This is a genomic window from Rhizobium sp. Root149, assembly GCF_001427345.1.
GTDB classification, from domain to species: domain Bacteria; phylum Pseudomonadota; class Alphaproteobacteria; order Rhizobiales; family Rhizobiaceae; genus Neorhizobium; species Neorhizobium rhizoryzae.
In genome coordinates this window covers 420179-443898 of the sequence record NZ_LMGD01000020.1, presented here as the reverse complement: position 1 = coordinate 443898, position 23720 = coordinate 420179, and the positions used below count along the sequence as shown (strand labels likewise).

Here is a 23720-nt window from a genome sequence, read left to right as displayed (position 1 = left end):
CTATTCTTTTTATTCGAAGACCAAGGGCATTACGAAAGTATCGTCAAAATCGGACGGTAAACTCAGTCCCCTTACCCAGTTCCGACCTGACGATCAGACGGGCACGATGTCGGGTAAGGATGTGCTTGACGATTGCAAGACCAAGGCCCGTGCCTTTTTTGGACCGGCTGTCGGCGACGCTCACGCGGTAGAAACGCTCCGTCAAGCGCGGAACATGCTCCGCAGGGATACCGGGCCCGCGGTCGATAACACCGAATTCGACGCGTTCATTCTCGTCTCGCCGCAGATAGACATCGATGATCTTTCCGTCCTGACCGTATTTGCAGGCATTTTCGACGAGGTTCTCGATGACCTGTACGAGTTCGTCGCGATCGCCTGTCACCTCAACGGCTCCATCGGGGATCTTGAGGCGCATTTCGACGCCGAGATCTTCCGCAAGTGGCGCCAGCGTATCGCAGACATGCCGAACAAGGGGCACCAGATCCAAACGCTTGTCCGGAGCGATGTGGGATTTCACTTCGAGCCGAGAAAGCGACAACAGATCATCGACCAACCGGCTCATCCGCGTCGCCTGATCCAGCATGATGGCAAGAAAGCGCTCATGCGCTGCCGCATCGCCTTTAGCTGGTCCTTGCAGGGTTTCAATAAAGCCGCGCAAGGAAGCCAGAGGCGTGCGCAGTTCGTGGCTCGCGTTTGCTACGAAATCCGACCGCATCCGATCAAGGCTTCTGAGGTCGGAGACATCCCGGAAGGACAAGGCGTAAAGCCGTCCTGGCAAAGCTTCGATTGCAGGGATCGGCGCGATCCGCGCGATATAAACACGCTCGGAGGGAAGACGCTCCGAATGCTCTATCTGGTTCGGCAGATTCGTGCGCATCGTCTCGCGAACCATGTCCAGAATGCCCGGAGAGCGCAGACGTGCCGAGAGGTGCTGACCACGCGCAAGATCGCCAAAGGCTTTCGACGCAGCATTGTTGATGTGCAGGATGTTGCCATCGGCACCGAGCAGGATCACCGGCATGTCGATGGCCTCGAACATGCTTCCAAGCTCGATTGGCGACGGTGGCGCAGGCGTTGCAGGAAGCGCGACAGTCGGTAATTCGATCGGTCTGCTGTCTGCACCCGGAAGCGTCAAGACCGCAAAGAAGAGAAGGATCCAGCTTGCCAGGACAAGTCCGGTAGGCACGTGCGCGAGCAGAGCGACAGTCGCCAGAAGCGTTGCCAAGGCGATGACGATCCAGCCCTGTCGCAGGCGCTTGCCGATTCCTTCCATCCAGCTCTGCGCCTCCCCGCTCGATCCCATCTCTACCATCAGTCACCTCCCCGCAACGCGATTGCTGGAGATAGCCGATCCGTATGACAGATATACATTGCGGGTTCACACGATAAGGAAAAAATGGTTGCGGGACTTGCAAAGCGGATCAAAGAGACAAGACTTCCGTTCAATGTTGGTATCAGCAATCTGGAGGACAGGCATGGTCGATTCTGAGGGAAGTCGCGCAGTAGAACTGGATATCGGGGGGAAGCTGCGTGTTTTCGATATCGATGATCCAAAACTGCCCGACTGGATCGATGAAGCTGCGCTGACATCCGGCAACTTCCCCTACAAGAAGAAGCTGAAAAGCGAAGATTACGACGATGAGTTGACGGCGTTGCAGATCGAGCTCGTGAAGGCGCAGATATCCATGCGGCAGACCGGGCAGAGGATCATGGCGCTCTTCGAAGGGCGCGATGCGGCCGGCAAAGGTGGCTCGATCTTTTCAATCCACAGTGCGCTCAACCCTCGCTATGCGCGTGTCGTTGCTCTGACCAAGCCTACGGAGACGGAGGCCGGTCAGTGGTATTTCCAGCGCTACGTCACGCATTTCCCGACAAAGGGCGAAATGGTTCTATTCGACCGATCCTGGTATAACCGGGCTGGCGTCGAGCCGGTCATGGGTTTCTGCTCTCCGGAAGAGCACAAGCATTTTTTGAGAGTTGTTCCGAGTTTCGAGCAGCTGATCGTGGACGACAAGATCCACTTCTTCAAATTCTGGCTGAACATCGGACGGGAGATGCAGCTGAAGCGCTTCCACGACCGCAGACATGATCCGCTGAAAACTTGGAAGCTTTCCCCGATGGATATCGCGGCCCTGACCAAGTGGAAAGACTATACACAGATGCGCGATCTGATGATCGAGAAAACGCATACCAAATTCGCACCCTGGACCGTGGTCCGGGCCAACGACAAGCGCCGCGCGCGCCTCAACATCATCCGGCATATTCTGTTGACGATTGATTATGACGGCAAAGACAAGAAGGCGATTGGCGAAATCGACAACAAGATCCTCAGCTTCGGGGCCGATGACCTATAGGTGTCACGTTGATTACTGGCCTGGAAGCACCCGGATCGAATAGACGACGATCGGCTGGCGAGAGCCCAGAATATCGCTGTTGATCAGGATGCGGCCCGGCTGGGTCGGGACGAGTGTCCTGTCAAAGGTCACACGGAACAGTGTGTCGGAACGTTCCTGCGTCGCCATCACCCGATGGCGGCTGCAATTCCCCAGACTTGAGAAATCACACCGTACAGCGAGCTGCACCGATTGGTCGGCCCCTGCCTGCAGGGTCAGCGCGATTGTCGATGTCTTGCCTGCCAGTTCGCGCAGAACTTCGACCGGCACTTCGATCCCGACATCTCCTGCGGCATCCGGCGATGCCGACGTTATGCGCAAAGCCGGTCCATCGGCCATCGCGATGGTTTCTGCCTTGGCCTGCGCCCCGGGTGTCACCTTGCCCTTTCGCGCACTGCCGTAGATTTCAAGCCAATCTGCGGAAAACCCCTGCTTCGGATCCATGGCGTTGGATGGTGCGCCAGAGAAGTCTTCCTCCCGGACGGATGCTGGAGGATTGGGTACGCTTGTGTCGCGCTCGGCCGCCGTCATGAACAGCCCCGCCGTATAGGCCCACCAGATCCCCATCCCGAGGAATGTAAAGAAGATGAGATAGATGAAAAGGCGAGAGATCAGCCCCCGCTTGCGGCGCTTGCGCTTTTCTCCCGGAATGAGGGGCGCAGTGTCTGAGACAGGCGCCGCCGACGCAGCGGGTCGGCGTTTACGCTTGAACAAGCCCCGCTTCTGTTGCTGGGGCGCGGCAATAGACGGGTTGGGCGCGAGCCTGTCCTGGCTCGGTTCCGCGCGCATTGCGGAGAGATCTGCTGTGGTCGTATCCGGAACCGAGGCCGAGGGCGCCTGCTCTCGTGTCTGACCGCCAAGAGTGGTCGCTTCCGCCGCATTGGACGAAGGCATCGGGGCGCCCGGCACGATATCGAGATCAGGCTCGGCCAAGAGATCGGGAATTGCTTGCGCACTCCGTGCCTCTTCCTCGCTTTCGATCTGGAGGATCAGTTCCTCAAGCCGCGCCTGCTGAGCAATGATAACTTCGGGATCGGTGATATCCTGCTTCTTGAGGCCAGCATCAAGCGCCTGCCGGGCAGATTGATAAATGCGTGCACGAGTACTGGGATCGTTGCGATCTGAGCGCGAGAGCGCATTCCGGATTGCCGTTTCCAAACCGCTCACGAAATTTCCTTCTTATGTATCGCACTGGCTTTGCTTTACCTTTCGGTAACCTCTTGCCGCGGGAACTGCAAGCGTTGCCCACCATTCGGATGGTGACAGAGGGCGAGAGCTCCTGCCAGATGATGACGCCACGGCGAAAAAGATGCCAGATGATGCTTGAAATCTGTTTTCATTCGCTGTATCAGCCCCCTCACACAGCGAACGGACAGTTCGCCGGGCCGCTTTAGCTCAGTCGGTAGAGCACGTCATTCGTAATGACGGGGTCACGTGTTCGAGTCACGTAAGCGGCACCATTCACTCTTCCTTTCAAGAACCATACTCCTGCACGGAAATGTGATCGGCGTTGATCGCACCACGGTTCTTACAATTTCAGGCTGAGAAGCCCTAAATTACCCGTTATGAATACAAACAATGCACAGCAAGGGCTTGCATTCCAAGTCAAAAGAGCCTTGGCTAGCTGAAAGTTCATTCTTTTCCTTCATCGTGTTTTTGTGATGGTGGAAATCGACAGGGTTCATGAAGGACGACGTGTTTCAGGTAAAGTTCTGGGGAACGCGCGGTAGCGTTCCGGTCTCAGGACCAGACTTCATCCATTATGGGGGAAATACAGCCTGCGTGGAGGTCCGCTGCGGGACACACAGGCTGCTCTTCGATGCGGGCTCGGGTATCCGCGAGGCGGGCCTCGATATGCTCGCCGAGAGCACGCCAGAGGTCGATCTGTTTTTTACGCATGTTCACTATGACCACATTATCGGGCTGCCGTTCTTCAAGCCGATGTACGTACCAAGCACTGTCGTCAACATGTGGTCCGGACATCTGCATGGCGTGATGACGACGGAGGAGATGATCGAGCAATTCATCAGCCCTCCTTTCTTCCCGATCAAGCTGGATATCTGCAAGGCTTCCTTATCATTCAGGGATTTCAAACCTGGAGACATCCTGACGCCTCGCCCAGGCATCACGCTGAAGACCTTCTCCCTGAACCACCCCGGCGGTTGCGTCGGCTATCGCGTGGAATGGGAAGGCCGCTCCGTTGCTCTGGTGTTCGATCTGGAGCATGTTCCGGGCAAGCTGGATCCCGTTGCTCTCGAAATGATGCAAGGGGCTGACCTCGCAATCTATGATTCGGCATTTACCGATGCGGAAATGCAGCGTTATTGCGGCTTTGGCCATTCCAGCTGGGAGCAGGCGGTCAAGCTGGCGGATATGGCCAAGACGAAAAAACTCGCTCTTTTCCACCATGCACCATCACGCACGGACAATGAAATGGCGCTGATGGAACGCCTGGCGCAGGAACACTTCGCCGACACCTTCGCTGCCCGCGATGGAATGGTCGTCTCGCTTTAATCCTGCCACCCTTTCGACCGAATCGCCGAAGACAAGCAAAACCCATTGATGTGGTCGCAGGCCCGGACGTTTACACCGGACCGCAAAGCTGCCATTTCTGCATCAAGTATGGACCAACGAGTCGAGGATGCATGGCCGCTGGGGCGATACGATCAATAGTGACGGAGCAGCAGTTGCGGCGCGCACGGCTCCTGTCAGGCCTGATCATCTTCACCTTCCTCGCAATGCATATGACCAACCATGTGTTCGGCCTCATCTCGGTTGAGATGGCAGACTACGCCCGACGCTGGTTCTTGCCGATCTGGCGCAACAAGATCGGCTCGACCCTGCTCTACGGTTCCTTCATCGTCCACATCATTCTCGTACTCGGCTCGCTTTACATGCGCCGCAGCCTTGCCATGCCATGGTCGGAAGCCGCGCAGATCACGCTTGGTCTTCTGGTGCCGGTTCTCCTGATCGATCATATTGTTGCAACCCGCCTCTCGTCCTCCCTGTTCTATTTGCGCGACAGCTATGAGACGGTCGTCCATACCCTGTGGAGCAAGTCGCCGTTCAATGGTGCAAAGCAATCTCTCGCTCTGGTCGTCATCTGGCTGCATGGCTGTATCGGCATCCATTTCTGGCTGAGATATCGTCCCTGGTATTCCGCCATCTGGCCGGGCGTGCTGACGATCGGCATTCTTCTGCCGACGCTCTCCTTGCTGGGCTTCGTGCAGATGGGACGGACCATGGCAACGCCTGTCTATCTGCTCAGCGGCTATCCCGGCGGATACTACGATCCGACCTCACTCTCGGCGGATGCCAATGCCACCCTGATGCGGATCCGTATCACGATGCATGGAACCTTTCTGGCCGCGGTGCTGAGCGTTTTTGCGCTCCGTGCCGTGCGCTGGCTGAGAGAGCGGGCTCACCTTATTACCATCCGGTATCCGGGCGGCGAGGCCATCAGTGTCCCTCGAGGATACACCGTTCTGGAGGCAAGCCGAATGGCAGGCCGTCCTCACTATGCAGTGTGCGGGGGTAAGGGTCGCTGTTCGACATGTCGCGTTCAGGTCATCGAAGGAGAGGATAATCTTCCAGCCTGCGATGCACAGGAGGAACGGACCCTTTCGCGCATCAAGGCCGGCAAGGGCGTACGCCTTGCCTGTCAACTGCGCCCGACCGGACCCGTTACCGTAACCCCCTTGCTCATGGCCAAGACGCCATCGGATGAAGCGCCGGACAGTTACGAGGCCATTCCCGGACGCGAGCGTGAAATCGCGGTTCTCTTTTGCGATATCCGCAACTTCACGACCCTGACCGAAAGCCGGCTGCCGTTCGATATCGTTTTTCTCCTGAACCGCTATTTCAACGTTGTCGGGCAGGCCGTGGAACAGGCGGGCGGCCGCATGGACAAGTTCATCGGCGATGGGGCCATGGCGCTGTTCGGCATAACCGGTTCCGAAGAGCTTGCCTGTCGACAGGCGCTGGACGCCGCGCGCCGCATCATCGAAGGGATCGAAAACCTGAACGAGCAGCTTTCAGGAGAGCTTCCTGACCCGCTTCGTATCGCGATCGGCATTCATACGGGTCCGGCTGTGGTCGGAACACTGGGTTACGGCAATGCACGTACGCTGACAGCCATCGGTGATACGGTGAATGTTGCGAGCCGTCTGGAAGCCGTTGCCAAGGATCTGGACACGAAGCTCGTAATGTCCGCTCCCGTAGCGGATCTGGCGGGTCTCGACTTCTCCTCCATCCCCAGTCGCGAGATCAGCGTTCGCGGAAGAACCGAACCGCTCAAGGTCTATGTGTTTGAAAAGGGCGTCCGGAAGGCGCTTGAGGGCCTCGATCTGGATCCGGGCTCAGCGTAATGAACAAGAGAATGCGCGTGCGCCCACCAAGGGTTCATGTTAGCCTCTTGCCATGCAATCCGAGAGCAACGCTTTTTTCTATTCCGCCCTTCCCGTTCTGACGCGGTTCGAAGGTGTGACGGATGCGGAAAATTATACCCCTCTTCCGGGAGACTGGTTCCTGGCGCTTGCCGATATCGTCGGTTCGACAGGTGCGATTGCCGAGGGACGATACAAGGACGTGAACATGGCGGGCGCCAGCGTCATATCCGCAATCCTCAACGTGTTGGACGAGACGGATTACCCGTTTGTCTTCGGCGGAGACGGCGCCCTTGTCGCCATTCCGCCCACAAAGCGATTGGATGCACGTCAGGCGCTTTCTTCGGTTTGCCGCTGGGTCAAGGAAGAATTGCGCCTTGATATGCGCGTTGCTCTCGTTCCAATGACAGACGTGCGCAAGGCCGGACGCGATGTGGGCGTTGCGCGGTTTGCGGCAAGTTCCTCGGTATCTTACGCCATGTTCAATGGCGGCGGCGCCAGCTGGGCCGAACAGCAAATGAAGGCAGGGCACTTTCTCATTGAGGAAGAGAACGCCGCTCAACCGGATCTTACAGGCCTTTCCTGCCGCTGGGACTCGATCCCGAGCCAGCGGGGTCAGATCGTCTCACTCATCGTCAGCCCGATGTCGCTGTCGACGATGAATGAGTTTCGGGATCTGATGGTCAGACTGATAGCGATCACCAGCCAATCCTCCCGGGACAGCCATCCCGTGCCAGAAAAGGGCCCGCCCCTGCGCTACAATGAGCAAAGCATTGAGCGGGAAGCCCACGCGACGGCAACACCGGACAAGAGAGGCGCGCGAAAATGGGCGATCCGAATGCAGATCTGGCTGACGATCCTGCTCTATCGCTTCAACCTGTCACTGGGGCGCTTTAATGCGCGTCAGTATGCTCGAGAGGTTGCCCAGAATTCGGACTTCCGCAAGTTTGACGACGGCCTCAAGATGACGCTCGACGTGGATGCCGATCAGCTTGCGCAGATTCGGTCCATGCTGGAGACCGGGAAGGGTAATGGCATCTGTGACTACGGGCTGCACAGTCAGGACAGCGCGCTGATGACCTGCCTCGTGTTCAATCCGCTTTCCCACAATCATGTGCATTTTATCGACGGCGCAAGCGGCGGATATGCCCTGGCAGCCAGCCAATTGGTGAACAGGCCCAAACCGACGAGCCCGTAAATATCGATCACGTTTGTCGCTCGACCGACGGAAAGTGAAACGGCCATCGTAAAATTTCCGGAGAGCGGGCTTGTTTGAGGAATGGTCCATACCAATCTGAAGAACGTATTCGGCTGTACTCATATTAAGCTACTCCGAGCCAATGTGGTCCCGGACCTTCGGGGTTGCATCACCGACGCGGCAGTGCCTCAAAAGCGGGCACAGATCTCTTCAAGGCATTGCTATGACGACAGCTCCTGTTTCCTCGATCTTCATGGACAAGGTTGCCGACTGGTTGACTCGAACGGCTCTTTCCGGGGCCTCTCTCGAGCAGATTGTCCGCGGCTTCTGCGAGCGCATTGCTGCGGCGGGGCTGCCCGTCATTCGCGTACATCTTTCGTTTGCGATGCTGCATCCCCTTTACGATGCGCTCGGCTTTACCTGGCGACAGCAAAGCGGTTTGGAAATCGAGGGATACCGCCACGACAATGGCAACAACGACGTTTTCCTGAAAAGCCCGTACTTCCAGCTCCTGAGCAATGGACTGGACTATCTGCGCCGCAAGATCCCGGCTGACGGTCCGGTGGAATTTCCGGTCTTCGAGGACCTGCGGCGTGAAAATGTCACGGACTATATCGCCTTCATGCAGCCTTTCGGTGATGATTCGGTGCAGGGCATGATGGGCTCCTGGTCGACAGACGCGCCCGGGGGGTTCACCGAGGAAATGGTCGGCGCCCTTATGCGGCTTCAAAACCACCTGGCGGTTGCCGCCAAGATGGCAGTGTTGGACAAGCTCGCCAGCAACATGCTGACCACCTATCTGGGCATGGATGCCGGGCAGCGGGTTCTGAAAGGGCAGGTTCGCCGCGGCGATGGTGAAACGATCCGGGCCGCGCTTGTGATGGGCGACATGCGAGAATCGACATCGCTTGCGGACAAGGAAAGCCGTCAGGATTACATCGACACGCTGAACGCCTTTTTTGATGCTCTGGCAGCACCCTTCAATCGCAATGGCGGCCAGATCCTGAGCTTCCTTGGCGATGGTTTCCTTGCGGTCTATCCCTGTGACAGACATCGCGAACCATCCCGCGAGGCAGCGCAGGCGGCCATGTCCGCGGTCAGGCAGGCGCAGATCCGGATGGAGGATCTCAATGCCGAGCGTCGAAAGACAGGCCTCCACCCGATTTCATTCGGCCTTGGCCTTCACATCGGCAATGTCATGTTCGGCAATGTGGGTCTTCGCGACCGCTTGACGTTTTCCGCCTTCGGCTCTGCCGTCAACGAAGTCGTCCGCCTTCAGGAACTGACGAAGAAGCATGAGTGCGATGTGATCGCCAGCGAAGCCTTTGCGGATTACTGCGAGGGTGAGTGGATCAATCTTGGAGACCGCAAGCTGCGCGGCGTGCGCCAGAAAGTGACGATCATGAAGCCAGCGCCTGCAACAGAGGCCTTGAGACGGGATGATGTGGTCGCCGACCTTCGGCATCAGGCACTTTCCGAAGCCGAACGGCTTATCCTGCTGCACCGCGACGCGGCGGCGGGCAAGCCGGACAAGCGAGCCCTGCGCCTCCTCGACAAGTTTCTGCAATAGGCCTGCGGTCACGTTTTGAACATCTGCTTGATGGTCTGCCCTTGGAAGGCGCCACAAAACTGCTAGTTTCTCCAGACGGCTGGCTTATATCCGCGCAAGGCCGATGTGATGGAGCGACGATGAAGCAGGTCACCTGTCGATGAGGATGGAAAAGGGACTGGCGCGGTACATCTGGCGCAACACCTCCCGGCAGCAATTGTGGATTCTTGCGATCGTTGCCCTGTCGATGATCCCTTACTTCCTGTCTTTCGACCTGCCAAAGCAGATCGTCAACGGACCGATCCAGGGCCAGGGTTTCGAGGATGTCGATGCCACCCGTACGTTCATGGAACTGTCTCCGACGCTTCCGCTGATCGGAGAAGTTCACCTGTTCGGCGGTTTCGAGCTTGACCGGCTACAGACTCTCCTCGCACTCAGCTTCGTGTTCCTTGGCCTCGTCGTTCTCAACGGCCTCTTCAAATTCTACATCAATACCTACAAGGGACGACTTGGCGAACGGATGCTAAGGCGCATCCGCTTTGATCTGATCGACCGTGTCCTGCGCTTCCCGCCAAACCAGTTCAAAAAGGTAAAATCCGCCGAGATCGCCACCATGATCAAGGACGAGGTCGAGCCTCTTGGCGGCTTCACAGGCGATGCGTTCGTCCAGCCAGCACTTCTCGGCGGCCAAGCCATTACCGCGCTCGCCTTCATCATCATCCAGAATTTCTGGCTGGGCATGATTGCGGCGGGCATCGTTTGCGTGCAGGCCATCATCATTCCACGCATGAGGCGGCGCCTGCTCGAACTGGGTCGCCAGCGCCAGTTGACGGCACGACAACTATCCGGGCGCGTCAGCGAAATCGTCGATGGAATTCACTCCATCCACGCACATGATACTTCGAACCTCGAGCGCGCAGACATTGCCCAGCGACTGGGCCTGATCTTCAACATTCGCTATGATCTTTACCAGTGGAAGTTTCTCGTCAAGTTCATCAATAACTTCCTGGCGCAGGTCACACCCTTCCTGTTCTACGTCATCGGCGGCTATCTTGCCCTGCAGGGTCGTCTGGATATCGGCCAGCTTGTCGCGGTCATCGCGGCCTACAAGGATCTTCCCGGTCCCTTGAAGGAATTGATCGACTGGGATCAGGCACGACAGGATGTTCAGGTAAAATACGCTCAGGTGGTCGAGCAGTTCGACGTCGAACATCTCGTTCCCGCCAATGTACAAACCGTGATGCGGGAGCCTGTCGAGAGGCTGGCTGCTCCGCTGGTCGCATCGCACCTTCTTGTGACCGATGATAGCGGTGCACCGATTCTCAACAGGGTATCGCTGGAAATCCAGCCAAACGAGACGATTGCGGTTCTCGGCCAGAATGGCGCTGGCGGCGAGGCCATAGCGGAAGCCTTCGGTCGCGTCGTCTGGCCGGATAGCGGCAAGATCACGATTGGTGGGCAGGATATTCTGGAGATGCCGGAATCGGTCACCGGTCGCCGCATCAGCTTTGTCTCTTCCGACGCGCATTTCTTTCACGGCAGCTTGCGCGACAACCTGTTCTACGGCCTGAAGCATGCGCCCCTGACGGAAACGACCTACAAGGGCAGCGAGGCGAGAGAATTCAAGCGGAACCTTTTGGAAGCGCAGCGATCGGGAAATCCATCGTTCGACCTCAACAGCGACTGGATCGATTATGACGCGGCTGGCGCCACAGGCCCTGACGACCTCCTCAAGGTCATTCGCCCCGTTCTCGATGCGGTGATGATTTCGCAGGATATCTTCGATCTGGCACTGCGCTCCAAGGTCGATCTTGCGGCTCATCCGGCCATGAGCGAGGTGATTGTCGATGTTCGAGCGGCGCTGCAACGGCGCCTCGCGGAGGAGGATCTGGAGGGAATCGTGGTGCCGTTCCGGCCGGATAGCTACAACGATCAGGCGACCGTTGGCGAGAACCTGCTGTTTGGAACCATGAAGCAGTCCATGCTGACGCCTGCCGCGCTCGCTGCACATCCCTATTTCAAGCAGATCATGCGGGAAACGGGGCTGAGCAACGATCTCTACGCCATGGGTCTCGAGATTGCCGAGACTGCTGTCGAGCTGTTCCGCGATCTGCCGCCAGACAATCCGTTCTTCCAGCAGCTTACCTTCATGTCCGCCGAAGACATTCCGGCTTATGAGGAGCTTCTGCAATCGCTCAAAGGAACGACGGCTGAAGAGGCATCCTCAAAGGACCGCATCAACATCATCCGCCTGAGCTTTGCCTATATCGAGCCCCGTCACCGCTTCGGCCTCCTGACACCCGAGTTGCGTGACAAGATCGTCCAGGCGCGCCAAAGCTTTTATGCCGATCTGCCGGAAGACCTGGCAACCATGATCGAGCGGCACGATCCCTCCAGGTTTTCGGAGTCTGCCTCTCTCATCGACAATGTGCTTTTCGGCCGCATCGCCTACAGCGAGGCGGATGCTTCGGACCGCATCAAGCGCATCGCCCGCGATATTTTTGCCGAGATGGATCTCGAGCATAACGTCCTGTCGATCGGGCTGGATTTCGATGTGGGCACGCAAGGTCGCCGCCTGACCAATGTGCAGCGACAGAAGCTCAATCTTGCGCGGGCACTGCTGAAACGATCAGACTACTTCATCTTCAACCGGCCACTGCCAGCGCTGGACCAGAGGGCGCAGGATCAGATTGTGACAAATGTCATGCGCGACCTGCACAGGGATGGGTATCGACCGGCAATCATCTGGGTTCTGCCCACCGCCGATGTTGCGCAACTTTTCGATCGTATTCTGGTTTTCAAGGGCGGAAACCTTGTCGAAAACGGCGCCTATGATGAAATTTTCGAGAAGAACGGTATGTTCAAGCAATTGGTCTCATAATATCGTATTGCTGGAGGAACAGGGGTAGGTGTGCGGATGCTGCTGAAAGATGAAGTCGAAATGCTGCGGCGTGTGCCGCTGTTTTCGAAGATCGCTCCGGCGAAACTTAAGCTCCTGGCTTTTGCTTCCGAACGCCTCAATTGTCGGGAGGGACAAAACCTGTTTCGTCAGGGCGATCCCGGCGATGCCGCCTATGTGGTGCTTTCGGGCACGGCGGACGTTCTGGTTAATTCGAATGGCGATGAAGTAAAAGTTGCTGATGTCGAGCAAAACTCGATCGTGGGCGAGATCGCGATCCTGTGCGATGTTTCGCGCACAGCGACCGTCCGGGCAACCTCGCGCCTTGAGGTCCTGAAGATCAGCAAGGAAAATTTTCTAGGGCTGATGAATGATTTTCCGGATATGGCGGTTGAGATCATGCGCGTGCTTGCAGACCGCCTGAACCACACGACCTCCGAATTGACTGCTGCGCGCGCCCGGAACAGCGCGCGACAACCTGATACAAATCAGGACCCTTTCGGGTCCTGATCGGGATGGTCACATCCAGTATGGCGGTACGCCGTAGTAATCGTAGATCGTCCGATCTTTTTCACGATACCAGGTATCATCATCCAGATCGCTATATTTGGGCGCACCCGTAATCTGGTCCTTCGTCAGATCGATGCGGTATCCGTCAAGCTGTTCGTCATAGCGAAGCTTTTCCCAAGGCAGCGGGTAATAGTCATCGCCGATGCCAAGGAAACCGCCAAAGCTGAGTACGGCATAGGCAACGCGTCCGCCGCGCTTTTCCAGCATGATGCGCTGAATGGAACCGATCTTCTTGCCGTCAGCCCCGTAAACGCTCGTGCCTTCCACTTTGTCGCTGGCGATGAGAGCACGTGTATCCTTCGCATATGGATCCTGGCCGCGGGTCGTTTCCTGATGCAACATTTTGCACCTCCTCTTGCTGAAGTTCTGATGATCTAACCCTTCACGAAGAGACAGGTTCCGCAAAAATCCGTTCAAGACCCTCGTTGAATAATTGACGCTTACGTCAAAGTTATTTAGCGTTGGAATAAATCGGGTGTAAGATCCGTATACAACAGCATCGGAGAGGCAGGATGGGAGTGGAGGCTCGCCCGTCTCTCGGCTTGAGGAGGAGAACGCCGCCAATGAACGAAATGTCTCAAACAGCCCTGCACCCGGCGGCCAAGAAGATCTGGCTTGCTTCTTACCCGCCGACAGTGCCCGCCGAACTGCCGCCGCTGGCCCATCGCTCGATCGGACAGTTGTTCGACGAAAGCTGCGCACGCTTTGCCGATCGGACGGCCTATTCCAGCATGGACAAGGCGCTTACGTTTCGCGAGCTTGAGCAGGAAAGCCGGAAAGTGGGTGCCTGGCTACAGGCACGCGGCCTTGCAAAAGGCGACCGCGTTGCCGTGATGATGCCGAACATTCTGCAAAATCCGGTCGTCGTCTTCGGTATTCTTCGTGCCGGGTTCGTGGTCGTCAACGTCAATCCGCTCTATACGCCACGCGAGCTGGAGCATCAGCTGAACGATGCCGGAGCGAAGGCGATCTTCGTGCTGGAGAACTTTGCGCATACGGTTCAGCAGGTTTTGTCAAAGACCTCGGTCAAGCATGTTGTCGTCACAAAGATGGGCGACATGCTGGGACTGAAAGGGCACATCGTCAACTTCGTCGTGCGCAAGGTCAAGAAGCTGGTTCCAGCGTGGAGCATCCCGACTGCCATTTCGTTCAAGACTGTTCTTGGCGACGGCGCGAAAGCCACGCTGACCCCCGCCGACGCGAACCTGGATGATCTTGCATTTCTGCAATATACCGGGGGGACAACGGGCGTCTCCAAGGGTGCCATGCTCACGCATCGCAATCTCTTGTCGAACAAGGACCAGATGGCCTACTGGTTGGAAACAGCTTTCGTTCGCAGTGACAGACCTGCCGTGATGACCTTCCTGTGCGCCCTGCCGCTCTATCATATCTTTGCACTGACGGTGAATTCCCTGATGGGTGTCGCAATCGGTGCGCACAATGTTCTCATTGCCAACCCGCGCGACCTGCCGAGCCTGGTGAAGGATATTCAGAAACACAAGATCCACATCTTCCCGGGTCTCAACACGCTCTTCAACGCCCTGCTGAACAATGCTGAATTCCAGAAGCTGGACCATTCATCCCTATTGATGGTCTTCGGCGGCGGCATGGCCGTTCAACGCCCTGTTGCGGAACGTTGGCACAAGATGACGGGCTGCCCGATCACGGAAGGCTATGGCCTTTCCGAAACCTCCCCGGTCGCGACCGTCAACCGCATCGATATTCCCGAATTTACCGGAACCATCGGCTTGCCCGTCTCTTCGACCGAGGTCAGCATCCGTGACGAGGATGGTAACCCCCTCGTCTTTGGTGAGGTTGGCGAAATCTGCATTCGCGGACCACAGGTCATGGCAGGCTACTGGAACCGTCCGGACGAGACGGAAAAGGTGATGACGCCCGACGGGTTCTTCCGGACCGGCGACATGGGTTACATGGATGAACGCGGCTACACAAAGATCGTGGATCGCAAGAAGGACATGATCCTGGTGTCCGGCTTCAACGTCTATCCGAATGAGGTCGAAGAGGTTGCGGCCAGCCATCCGGGCGTTCTTGAATGCGCAGCCGTTGGTGTGCCTGACGAAAACTCCGGCGAGGCGGTGAAACTCTTCGTGGTAAAGCGCGATCCGAGCCTAACGGAAGCAGACCTGAAGGCACATTGCGCAAGTGGCCTTACCAATTACAAGCGTCCCAAGTTCATTGAATTCCGGACGGAATTGCCGAAGACGCCGGTTGGAAAGATCCTCCGGCGTGAGCTTCGTCCGAAGTAAAGATCAGCACGGGCGGCACTTGCGCCAGATGTCATCTGGACGCAAATCAAACCCTTGGTTAAACCCTTAAAAGGCCGCTCATGACGGGCGGCCTTTCGTATTTCTGATGGTGTGGATCGTGATCGTCCAAATTCCTAGTTCGAAGCGGCTCGCCGTCACCCTGTTCATCGGCCTTCTCCTGGGTTCCTGCGCAGGCCGCCCGGAAGGCGTTCTCGTGCCGGTGAAAGAAACTTCCGCGAACGCATCGAAAGTGGATGTCCTGGTGGCAACGACCCGCAAGGCATCACCAGCACCCGGCGTTCTTTTTTCCGGCGAACGGGGAAGAGAACCGCAATTGACGGAAATCGAGATTTCCATTCCGCCGGATTCGAAGCGCAGCATAGGTCAGGTTCAATGGCCGACACGCCTGCCCGCCGATCCATCGAAGGATTTCGCAACACTTTCCGTCAATGAACTGACGCCCGACAAGGCACGAGGCTGGGTGCGGGAGCACTTGCCGAAAAGCCGTCGCGTGCTGATCTTCGTCCACGGCTTCAACAATCGATACGAAGATGCGGTCTATCGCTTTGCGCAGATTGTGCATGACAGTCGCGCAGATGTCGCGCCCATCCTGTTCACCTGGCCATCACGCGGCAGCATTTTTGCCTATAACTACGACAAGGAAAGCACGAACTTCTCGCGCGATGCGCTCGAATCCATGTTGCGCCGGGTATCGGAAGATCCCAAGGTTGGAGAAGTCACCATTATGGCTCATTCGATGGGCTCCTGGTTGACCGTGGAAGCGCTTCGGCAGATGGCCATTCGAGACGGGCGCGTCAATTCGAAAATCCAGAACGTGATCCTCGCCTCCCCTGACCTCGATGTGGATGTATTTGGCAGGCAGATGGATGAAATCGGGCCAAAGCGACCGAAGTTTACGCTATTCGTCTCTCAGGACGACCGAGCCCTTGCGCTGTCGAAGCGGATCTCCGGCAATGTCGATCGTCTCGGCCAGATCGATCCTCGTCAGGAGCCCTATCGCTCCCGGTTGGAGGAGGCCGGTATCACCGTTCTTGATCTGACGGCGCTGCAGGTCGGCGACAGGCTCAATCATGGGAAATTTGCCGAAAGCCCGGAAGTGGTCAAACTGCTTGGTAACCGCCTGATCGCAGGCCAGACGGTGACCGATTCGAAGGTAGGCCTTGGCGAAGGGCTTGGCGCCATCGCCATCGGAACGGCTCAAACAGTCGGAAACGCAGCCAGTGTTGCCGTCAGCACCCCGATCGCCATTTTCGATCCGAACACCCGGAGAAGCTATGGGGATCAGGTCGGAAGGCTGGGCGAATCTTTGGGCGGCACCGTTCAATCGGCTGTCGGCCAATAGAACTAAATCGATTGAAAGCGACTTGATTTGCGCCGCAAAGCGAATAGGTTCCCACTCATCTCCAGACGAGCATGAGGAAGTACCATGCAAGCGATTGTCGATGCGCTGAAAGCGACCGTAACCCGCACGAATGCCACGGACCTGCGTGCTTCTTTCGCGGCAGATGCAGGGCGTTTCAGTTCCTTCAGCGCCCGCTTTGATGATCTGCTGATGGATTTTTCAAAGTGCGCGGTGAATGACGAGATCATGGCGCTGCTTGAAAAGCTTTTCACAGAGGGCGCGGTTGCCAAAAAGCGGGAAGAGATGTTTGCCGGAAAGGCCATCAATTTCACCGAGAACCGCGCCGTACTCCATACTGCGCTTCGCAATCGCTCCAACACGCCGGTGCTTGTGGACGGCAAGGATGTGATGCCGGACGTGAATGCGGTTCTGGATGCCATGGGCAAGTTCGCCGATGGCGTCCGCTCGGGCACCCTGAAGGGCGCGACCGGCAAGAAGATCACGGATGTCGTGAACATCGGCATTGGCGGCTCGGATCTCGGACCGGTGATGGCGACGCTTGCGCTTGCCCCGTTCCACGATGGGCCTCGCGCACATTTCGTTTCAAACGTGGATGGCGCGCATATTGCCGACACCCTGAAGCTGCTCGATGCCGAGACGACGCTCTTCATCGTCGCATCGAAGACCTTCACGACCATCGAAACGATGACCAATGCGGCGACAGCGCGCGCCTTCATTGCAGACAGACTCGGCGAAGAGGCTGTGAAGTACCATTTTGCCGCTGTCTCGACAGCACTGGAAAAGGTCGCAGCCTTCGGTATCGAAAGCGACCGCATATTCGGTTTCTGGGATTGGGTGGGCGGGCGCTATTCGATCTGGTCCGCCATCGGCCTGCCGTTGATGCTGGCCATTGGTCCGCTGAATTTCGGTCGCTTCCTGGATGGCGCCCATGCCATGGACAAGCATTTCCGGGAGGCGCCTGTGCGCGAGAACCTTCCGGCTCTGCTGGGTCTCATCGGCTTCTACCATCGCAATGTGCTGGACTATCCGTCCCGCGCCATTCTTCCCTATGATCAGCGGCTTTCCCGCTTTCCAGCCTATCTGCAGCAACTGGATATGGAATCGAACGGCAAGGGTGTCACCATCGATGGTACACCGGTCGAAGGGCAGTCCGGTCCGGTGGTTTGGGGAGAACCCGGCACCAATGGGCAACATGCATTCTATCAGCTCATCCATCAGGGAACGAGCGTGATCCCGGCAGAATTCATGGTGGCGGCAAAGGGTTTCGAGCCCAATCTGCGCCACCAGCACGAGCTCCTGATCGCCAATTGCCTGGCGCAATCAGCGGCACTGATGAAAGGGCGCACGCTTGGGGAAGCCAAGGCGCAGCTTATGAAATCCGGAATGGACGAAGCGAAAGCCGATCACATTGCGCCGCATCGCGTCTTTACCGGCAATCGGCCTTCGATCACCTTCGTCTATGATCAGCTGACGCCGTTCGCGCTCGGTCGCCTGATCGCGCTCTACGAACATCGCGTCTTCGTCGAGGGCGTTCTCTTCCGGATCAACTCCTTCGACCAGTGGGGCGTTGAACTCGGCAAGGAACTGGCAACCGGCCTCCTGCCAGTCGTTCAGGGCAAACAGGGCACGGATGGACAGGATGCGTCCACGGCGGGCCTCGTGAAGGCGCTGCTCGGCTAAAAGCACGTGTAAGAACCAACAAAAAGGGGCGGCGACCACTGGTCACCGCCCCTATTTGTTTTGACCAATGCTGAAATCAGAGACCGATTTCGTGCGCGTAGGGCGGGTTGGCGCCGGCGCGCGATACGGTTACGGCCGCGGCCTTGGCGCCGAGCGCCAGCGCATCTCGAACCGCCTGTTCCGAAAGATTGGCAACCTTCTTCTTGGTCAGCAAATTCTGCCGCTTCAGCGAGGCAAGAATGCCCGCATCGAAGGTATCGCCCGCACCAACGGTATCGACAACGGTAACGCGCACTGCCGGGACAGCAACCTTGAAGGAGGCCGTGTAACCCACTGCACCTTCTGCACCACGCGTGATGACAATCAGCTTGGCACCCTGGTCGAGCCAGTACTTCGCAAGCTCATCGTGATCGCCTTCCATGCCGAACCATTCCAGATCCTCGTCGGAGAATTTGATGATGTCGGACATGGCCGCCATGCGCGCCACACGACCGTGATGCTTTTCACGGTCCTTGATGAAGCCTGGCCGAATGTTGGGATCAAATGAAATGACGCGCTTCTGATATTCGCGCGCCATCAGGGTCTCATAGGTTTCTCCGCAAGGCTCCGGGATGAGGCTGATTGCACCGAAATGCATGGCCTCAATCTCATCGCTCAACTCAGGCAGATCATCGCGCGATAGCATCCGGCCTGCGGTACCTTCATCGTAGAAGGCATAAGTTGCATGCCCGTTGACCAGCTTCACGAAGGCAATCGTGGTGGGGCGCGAAGAGGTTGCACAAAGGCGATAGTCCACATGGCTCTGCTTCAGGGTATCTCGCAGGATGTCCCCCATCATGTCGTCGGAAAGCCCGGTGAAAAAGGCGGCTGGCTGGCCGAGACGACCAAGCGCGATGGCCGTATTGAAAATCGCACCGCCGGCATATGGTGCGAAGCCGTTTTCTCCTCGCGTCGTTTCCCGCGGCAGCATGTCGATAAGCGCCTCACCACAGCACAAGATCATCGTAACCCTCCCATCGGGTCGGCAGGACCCATTCAATCGATTAAATCAATCTATCGGTAAAATCCAGAACAATTAGACAATTGCCCTGGATTTGAGCTTTTATTCGTTATTTCTTGGGCAAGCCAAGCTCAGCCACGCCGCCATTGCGCGCAGACCAGGCGAGCGGTTGGTCAAGGAAGCTTTCAACCTCTCCAAGCGTTGCTTCACTGAAAAGCTGCTGCTGCTTTGCGACGGCAAGAACCTCGCGCCAGGTGGCAATATGGTGCAACTGAACCTTGCCTGCTGCAAACCGCGCTTCGGCCTCCGGGAAGAAGCCGTAGTAGAACAATGCGATCGCGTGATCGACAACGCCACCCGCAGCACGAATGGCATCGATAAACTGGAACATGCTGCCGCCGACGGTGGTCAGGTCCTCAATCACCAGAACCCGTGCGCCTTCCGGCATATTTCCCTCGATCTGCGCATTGCGCCCGTGTCCTTTGGGCTGTTTGCGCACGTAGATCATCGGCAGGGCCAGACGTTCGGCCAGCAGTGCCGCAAACGGAATGCCAGCTGTCTCGCCACCGGCGACACAGTCGAACTGCTCGAAGCCGGCTCCGCGGGTGACGACAGAGGCAGCAAAATCCATGATCGTGGAGCGAATGCGCGGGAAGGACAGCAGCTTTCGGCAATCGATATAGACCGGGCTCGCCATGCCGGAAGCCAGTTTGTAGGGCTGTTCCGGACGGAAGTGAACGGCACCAATTTCCCAGAGCATCCGCGCCATCAATTCAGCCATAACGGCGCGGTCTGGATAGGTAATCTGTATCATCTGCGATCTCCTTGCCCGGTTTTATGCGCCATAGCAGCAACAGGGCGTGGAAACCAGCGGGACATCCGGACTCAGATGTTGAAAGCTCGGGCAATACGAGTTTTCCACGGACCTCGTCACGCCAGCGAACGGTTGTCTGCCACTTGCGCCATCAGATCCGGTTTCGCCAGTTCGATACGGTTACGCCCACTCCGTTTGGCCTGATAGAGTGCCAGATCGGCAAGCCTCAATATCGTATCGAAGTCACTGCCCTCGCTGCGTCCGTAAGCGATGCCCGCGCTGACTGTTGCCCGTATCGTATCGTTCAGGACCCGAATCTCCCGATCGGCAAAATGGCGCCTGACACGTTCTGCCAACCATTCGGCATAGCCCGGTGCGGCTGTGCGAATGACCGCAGCAAACTCCTCGCCGCCCAGGCGCGAGACCATGGTCAAGCCAACACAGTCCCGCAATTCATCCGCCATAAGGCGGATAATCGCGTCACCCGCCGCATGCCCGAATTGATCGTTGATGCCTTTGAAGCGGTCGATGTCAAAAACGACGACCGCCATTTCATGCGTGAAGCTCTTCTTCTCATAGGCTTCGAAAAGAGCACGTCGGTTCGGAAGACCGGTCAACGCATCGGTCAGGGACTCCTTACGATGAAATTCCGTCAGTCGCGCCTGATGCACCATCAGCGACATCGCGCCGATCCCGGTCATGCCCGCAATGCAGACGCCGATATTCAGATTCTCCGCCCAATTGTCTGGCGCTTGACCCAAAACCCATTGACCCTGGAACGCGATTGCCGACGCACAAAGCACGAAGGAAATCGCTGTGGCAGCATAGAGGAATGTCATGCCCAAAAGCGGCCCCGGCGCTTCCGCGCGCGCAAGCCAATACTCGTAGGCCGTGGCAAACAGAATGATCGCAGCAGCCACATTCAGGCCGACAAAACCAAGCCCGTCCAGCCCAAAGAGAATGGGCGTGACTGTTACGGCGCCTGCAAGAACGGAACAACGCACTGCATCGCGCACCGGTGAACACCCAAGTCGAAACTGTCGGGAAGCGCCGTAAATAGTGGCAAACCCCATCAACATCAACGAACAACACAGGATCGCGACGGGTTGAAGCGGCACCTCGGTGTAGTAACTATAGGAAAAAATGCCAGGCACCAGAAATGCAAGACCAGTAACGCAGGTCAGCAGGAAACCATCCTGCCGACGCGCCATCCACGTTCCGAGAAACGTCAGGAGCAGACACACGGTCGAAACCCCCAACGAGATCAGAAGTGTTTGATAATCCAGCATCATGCCCGCTCCGAACAACGTCATCATACGTTTCTTCGCTGCGCAGGTTAGGGCGCAATTCTATCGGAAAAGTTACTATTTTAGATTATTTGCAACCTTATGCGGTTGCATCACGGACAGCCCAATGCAGTGGGAATTGCGGATCGAACACCGTAATCGGACCCGCATCAGTCTCTATCTTTGCAGGATAGGTCTGCGGCTCGTCGCGCTTTTCCAGCACCATGATCTCTTCATTGGGTGCAAGGCCGTACCATGCCGGTCCGTGCAGTGAGGTGAAAGCTTCGAGCTTATCCAGAGCGCCCTCATCCTCGAATACATGGGCCAGGCAGCTCATGGTGTTGATGGACGTGTAGATACCGGCGCAGCCACAGGCACATTCTTTCATGCCATCCACATGGGGTGCAGAATCAGTGCCTAGGAAGAAACGGGGGTCGCCGGATGTTGCGGCCTTCCGCAGGGCCTGCCGGTCCGTTTCGCGCTTGGCAATGGGCAGGCAATAGTAATGGGGACGAATGCCGCCAACCAGGATCGTGTTTCGGTTGATAATGAGGTGATGCGTGGTGATGGATCCGGCAAGGTTTCGGTCGCTTGCGATAATGTAATCCACACCGACCTTGCTCGTCACATGCTCCATCGTGACCTTCAACTCCGGAATACGCCGACGGATGACATCGAGCTTCTCTTCGATGAAGACCGCTTCGCGATCGAAAATATCGACTTCCGGCGTTGTGACTTCTCCATGAACGCACAGGTTCAGCCCGACCTTTGCCATGCGTTCAAGCACCGGCATGACCTTGTCGATGTTGTGCACGCCGCCATGTGAATTCGTCGTTGCCCCGGCAGGATAAAGCTTTACGGCCGTGATGAGACCGCTTTTCTTGCCCTCTTCGACGTCGTTCGCATCAGTATGCTCCGTCAGATAAAGCGTCATCAGCGGATCAAAGCGGTGGCCTGCCGGAACAGCAGCAAGAATGCGCTCCTGATAGGCCTTTGCGTCTGTCGTCGTCACCACCGGCGGCACCAGGTTCGGCATGATGATGGCACGGGCGAAATGCCGCGATGTATCACCGATTACGCCTGCAAGCACGGCGCCATCGCGCAGGTGAAGGTGCCAATCATCCGGGCGACGAATGCTGATGGTTTTCATGGGTGCTGTTCCGCTGTTCTGAGTTGCCATCGCAATAGCACCGACCAGCAAAATCCGACAACTGCCTCTTTGCGCTTTTTGGTACGCCTGCGACATGATGGATCAAGGGCGATCAGCAACACGTGATCCAGATCGATCTTAAGGAACCGTTACGCAAGTACAGCGTTCGTTAATCAACCAAGTCAAGAGACAAGATCAACGGCCGGAGAGAAGAATGACAATGCGTTCTTCCAGTATCAAAAAATTAAGCCTCGCTTTTGCAAGCAGTGCCATCGCTTTGGGCGGACTGACAGCGAACCTGAATGCGGAGCAGCAGGCTTCGGGCGCTGTTTCGCTCGCCATGCAGGAACAATGCGACCAGATGGCGGGCAGCCCTTACGATCGCAGCCGGAACCAGGCGTATCAGCCTGTTAGCATTGAGCAGATTGACACCAATGCAGTCAATGCCTGCTCGGTAGCCTTCAAAGAGACCGGCAATCCCCGTTTTGCATTCCAGCTTGGTCGTGCTCTTAACAAGACTGAGCAGGCAGATGCGGCGATGGCGGCCTACGAATCCGCTGTAAAGGCCGACTATTCTGCCGCGAAGGTCAATCTTGGCATGCTTCTGGGCCGAATCGGTGATCAGGCCTCTGAATTCCGCATGTACTCGCAGGCCGCCGAAGCAGGCAATGTGCTTGCAGCCTACAATCTCGGTGTCGCCTATCGCGATGGTCTCGGAACGGAAGCGGATGCCGCAAAGGCAATCCACTGGTTCGAATTTGCCGCTGCAAACGGTGACGACACTGCAGCGTTTAATCTTGGCGCCATCTACGACGAAGGACAGATGGTGCCGGAAGGTAACCAGATGGCCATCGCCTGGTACGACCTCGCTGCAAAGCGAGGCAACAAGGATGCCATGATCAACCTTGGCATCATGTTTGAATCTGGCGAAGGCATTGCTGCCAATCCGCAGAAGGCCGCCGAACTTTACGCTCAGGCCGCATCGCTTGGCGATAAGTTCGGAGCACAGAAGCTTGCAGACATGCAGGCGGCCGGAGTGGCTTCACAGCCATCCCCGGACGTTGCCTCAACTGGCACCGGCTTTGACATGCTGGTGCTCGGCCCCGGCGATGTGACCGTACCGTCCTCGCTGGTCGACATTTAGT

The 23720-nt window shown here is 57.2% G+C and carries 18 protein-coding genes and 1 tRNA gene; 12 read left to right on the top strand and 7 right to left on the bottom strand.

Annotated features, from left to right (window positions below; translation table 11 throughout):
* Positions 1-43 precede the first annotated feature (43 nt).
* A complete protein-coding gene (phoR, locus tag ASD54_RS14280; protein WP_244484758.1) occupies positions 44-1312 on the bottom strand; it encodes a phosphate regulon sensor histidine kinase PhoR in 1269 nt (422 codons plus the stop codon).
* A gap of 163 nt (positions 1313-1475) precedes the next feature.
* Here phoR and ppk2 point away from each other — a divergent pair, with 163 nt between their 5' ends.
* The gene (ppk2, locus tag ASD54_RS14275; RefSeq protein ID WP_062555256.1) at positions 1476-2354 is read left to right on the top strand and encodes a polyphosphate kinase 2; all 879 of its coding nucleotides are present in this window, start codon (positions 1476-1478) and stop codon (positions 2352-2354) included.
* Between the two features lie 12 nt (positions 2355-2366).
* On the opposite strand, the gene ASD54_RS14270 is transcribed toward ppk2, so the two are convergent.
* Positions 2367-3560, bottom strand: a complete 1194-nt coding sequence (locus ASD54_RS14270; protein WP_062555255.1) for a hypothetical protein — start codon at positions 3558-3560, stop codon at positions 2367-2369.
* A 217-nt stretch (positions 3561-3777) separates the two neighbouring features.
* Between ASD54_RS14270 and ASD54_RS14265 the strand changes: the two genes are divergently transcribed.
* From ASD54_RS14265 to ASD54_RS14235, 7 genes are all read left to right on the top strand, one after another.
* A tRNA-Thr gene (locus tag ASD54_RS14265) sits at positions 3778-3853 on the top strand.
* A gap of 223 nt (positions 3854-4076) precedes the next feature.
* The gene (locus ASD54_RS14260; RefSeq protein ID WP_062555254.1) at positions 4077-4907 is read left to right on the top strand and encodes an MBL fold metallo-hydrolase; all 831 of its coding nucleotides are present in this window, start codon (positions 4077-4079) and stop codon (positions 4905-4907) included.
* 131 nt (positions 4908-5038) lie between these two features.
* Positions 5039-6760, top strand: a complete 1722-nt coding sequence (locus ASD54_RS14255) for an adenylate/guanylate cyclase domain-containing protein (protein ID WP_062555253.1) — start codon at positions 5039-5041, stop codon at positions 6758-6760.
* A gap of 52 nt (positions 6761-6812) precedes the next feature.
* Positions 6813-7976: a DUF3095 domain-containing protein gene (locus ASD54_RS14250; RefSeq protein ID WP_062555252.1), complete on the top strand. Its 1164-nt coding sequence runs from the start codon at positions 6813-6815 to the stop codon at positions 7974-7976.
* A gap of 223 nt (positions 7977-8199) precedes the next feature.
* Entirely contained in the window at positions 8200-9546 is a 1347-nt protein-coding gene (locus ASD54_RS14245; protein WP_062555251.1) for an adenylate/guanylate cyclase domain-containing protein, read from the top strand.
* A gap of 145 nt (positions 9547-9691) precedes the next feature.
* Entirely contained in the window at positions 9692-12406 is a 2715-nt protein-coding gene (locus ASD54_RS14240; RefSeq protein WP_062555250.1) for an ABC transporter transmembrane domain-containing protein, read from the top strand.
* A gap of 36 nt (positions 12407-12442) precedes the next feature.
* Positions 12443-12934, top strand: coding sequence for a cyclic nucleotide-binding domain-containing protein (locus ASD54_RS14235; RefSeq protein ID WP_062555249.1), 492 nt, complete (start codon positions 12443-12445; stop codon positions 12932-12934).
* 9 nt (positions 12935-12943) lie between these two features.
* On the opposite strand, the gene ASD54_RS14230 is transcribed toward ASD54_RS14235, so the two are convergent.
* Positions 12944-13336, bottom strand: coding sequence for a PRC-barrel domain-containing protein (locus ASD54_RS14230; RefSeq protein ID WP_062555248.1), 393 nt, complete (start codon positions 13334-13336; stop codon positions 12944-12946).
* 230 nt (positions 13337-13566) lie between these two features.
* On the opposite strand from ASD54_RS14230, the gene ASD54_RS14225 reads away from it, so the two are divergent.
* From ASD54_RS14225 to pgi, 3 genes are all read left to right on the top strand, one after another.
* Positions 13567-15261 (top strand): long-chain fatty acid--CoA ligase, encoded by a 1695-nt coding sequence (locus tag ASD54_RS14225; protein ID WP_062555482.1) that lies wholly within the window; start codon positions 13567-13569, stop codon positions 15259-15261.
* 214 nt (positions 15262-15475) lie between these two features.
* Complete coding sequence (locus tag ASD54_RS14220) at positions 15476-16624, top strand: alpha/beta hydrolase (protein WP_244484765.1); 1149 nt, start codon at positions 15476-15478, stop codon at positions 16622-16624.
* Between the two features lie 84 nt (positions 16625-16708).
* Positions 16709-18325, top strand: a complete 1617-nt coding sequence (gene pgi, locus ASD54_RS14215) for a glucose-6-phosphate isomerase (RefSeq protein ID WP_062555246.1) — start codon at positions 16709-16711, stop codon at positions 18323-18325.
* Between the two features lie 76 nt (positions 18326-18401).
* Here pgi and ASD54_RS14210 read toward each other — a convergent pair whose 3' ends face one another.
* The 4 genes from ASD54_RS14210 to pyrC all read right to left on the bottom strand — a co-directional run bounded on the left by ASD54_RS14210 (position 18402) and on the right by pyrC (position 22575).
* Entirely contained in the window at positions 18402-19328 is a 927-nt protein-coding gene (locus ASD54_RS14210) for a carbohydrate kinase (protein ID WP_062555245.1), read from the bottom strand.
* A 106-nt stretch (positions 19329-19434) separates the two neighbouring features.
* Positions 19435-20139 carry an orotate phosphoribosyltransferase gene (locus ASD54_RS14205; RefSeq protein WP_062555244.1) on the bottom strand — a complete coding sequence of 235 codons (705 nt, stop codon included), beginning with the start codon at positions 20137-20139 and terminating at the stop codon, positions 19435-19437.
* A gap of 116 nt (positions 20140-20255) precedes the next feature.
* A complete protein-coding gene (locus tag ASD54_RS14200) occupies positions 20256-21431 on the bottom strand; it encodes a GGDEF domain-containing protein (RefSeq protein ID WP_062555481.1) in 1176 nt (391 codons plus the stop codon).
* A 94-nt stretch (positions 21432-21525) separates the two neighbouring features.
* Complete coding sequence (pyrC, locus tag ASD54_RS14195) at positions 21526-22575, bottom strand: dihydroorotase (protein ID WP_062555243.1); 1050 nt, start codon at positions 22573-22575, stop codon at positions 21526-21528.
* Positions 22576-22789: 214 nt separating this feature from the next.
* Between pyrC and ASD54_RS14190 the strand changes: the two genes are divergently transcribed.
* Positions 22790-23719, top strand: coding sequence for a tetratricopeptide repeat protein (locus tag ASD54_RS14190; protein WP_062555242.1), 930 nt, complete (start codon positions 22790-22792; stop codon positions 23717-23719).
* Position 23720 lies beyond the last annotated feature (1 nt).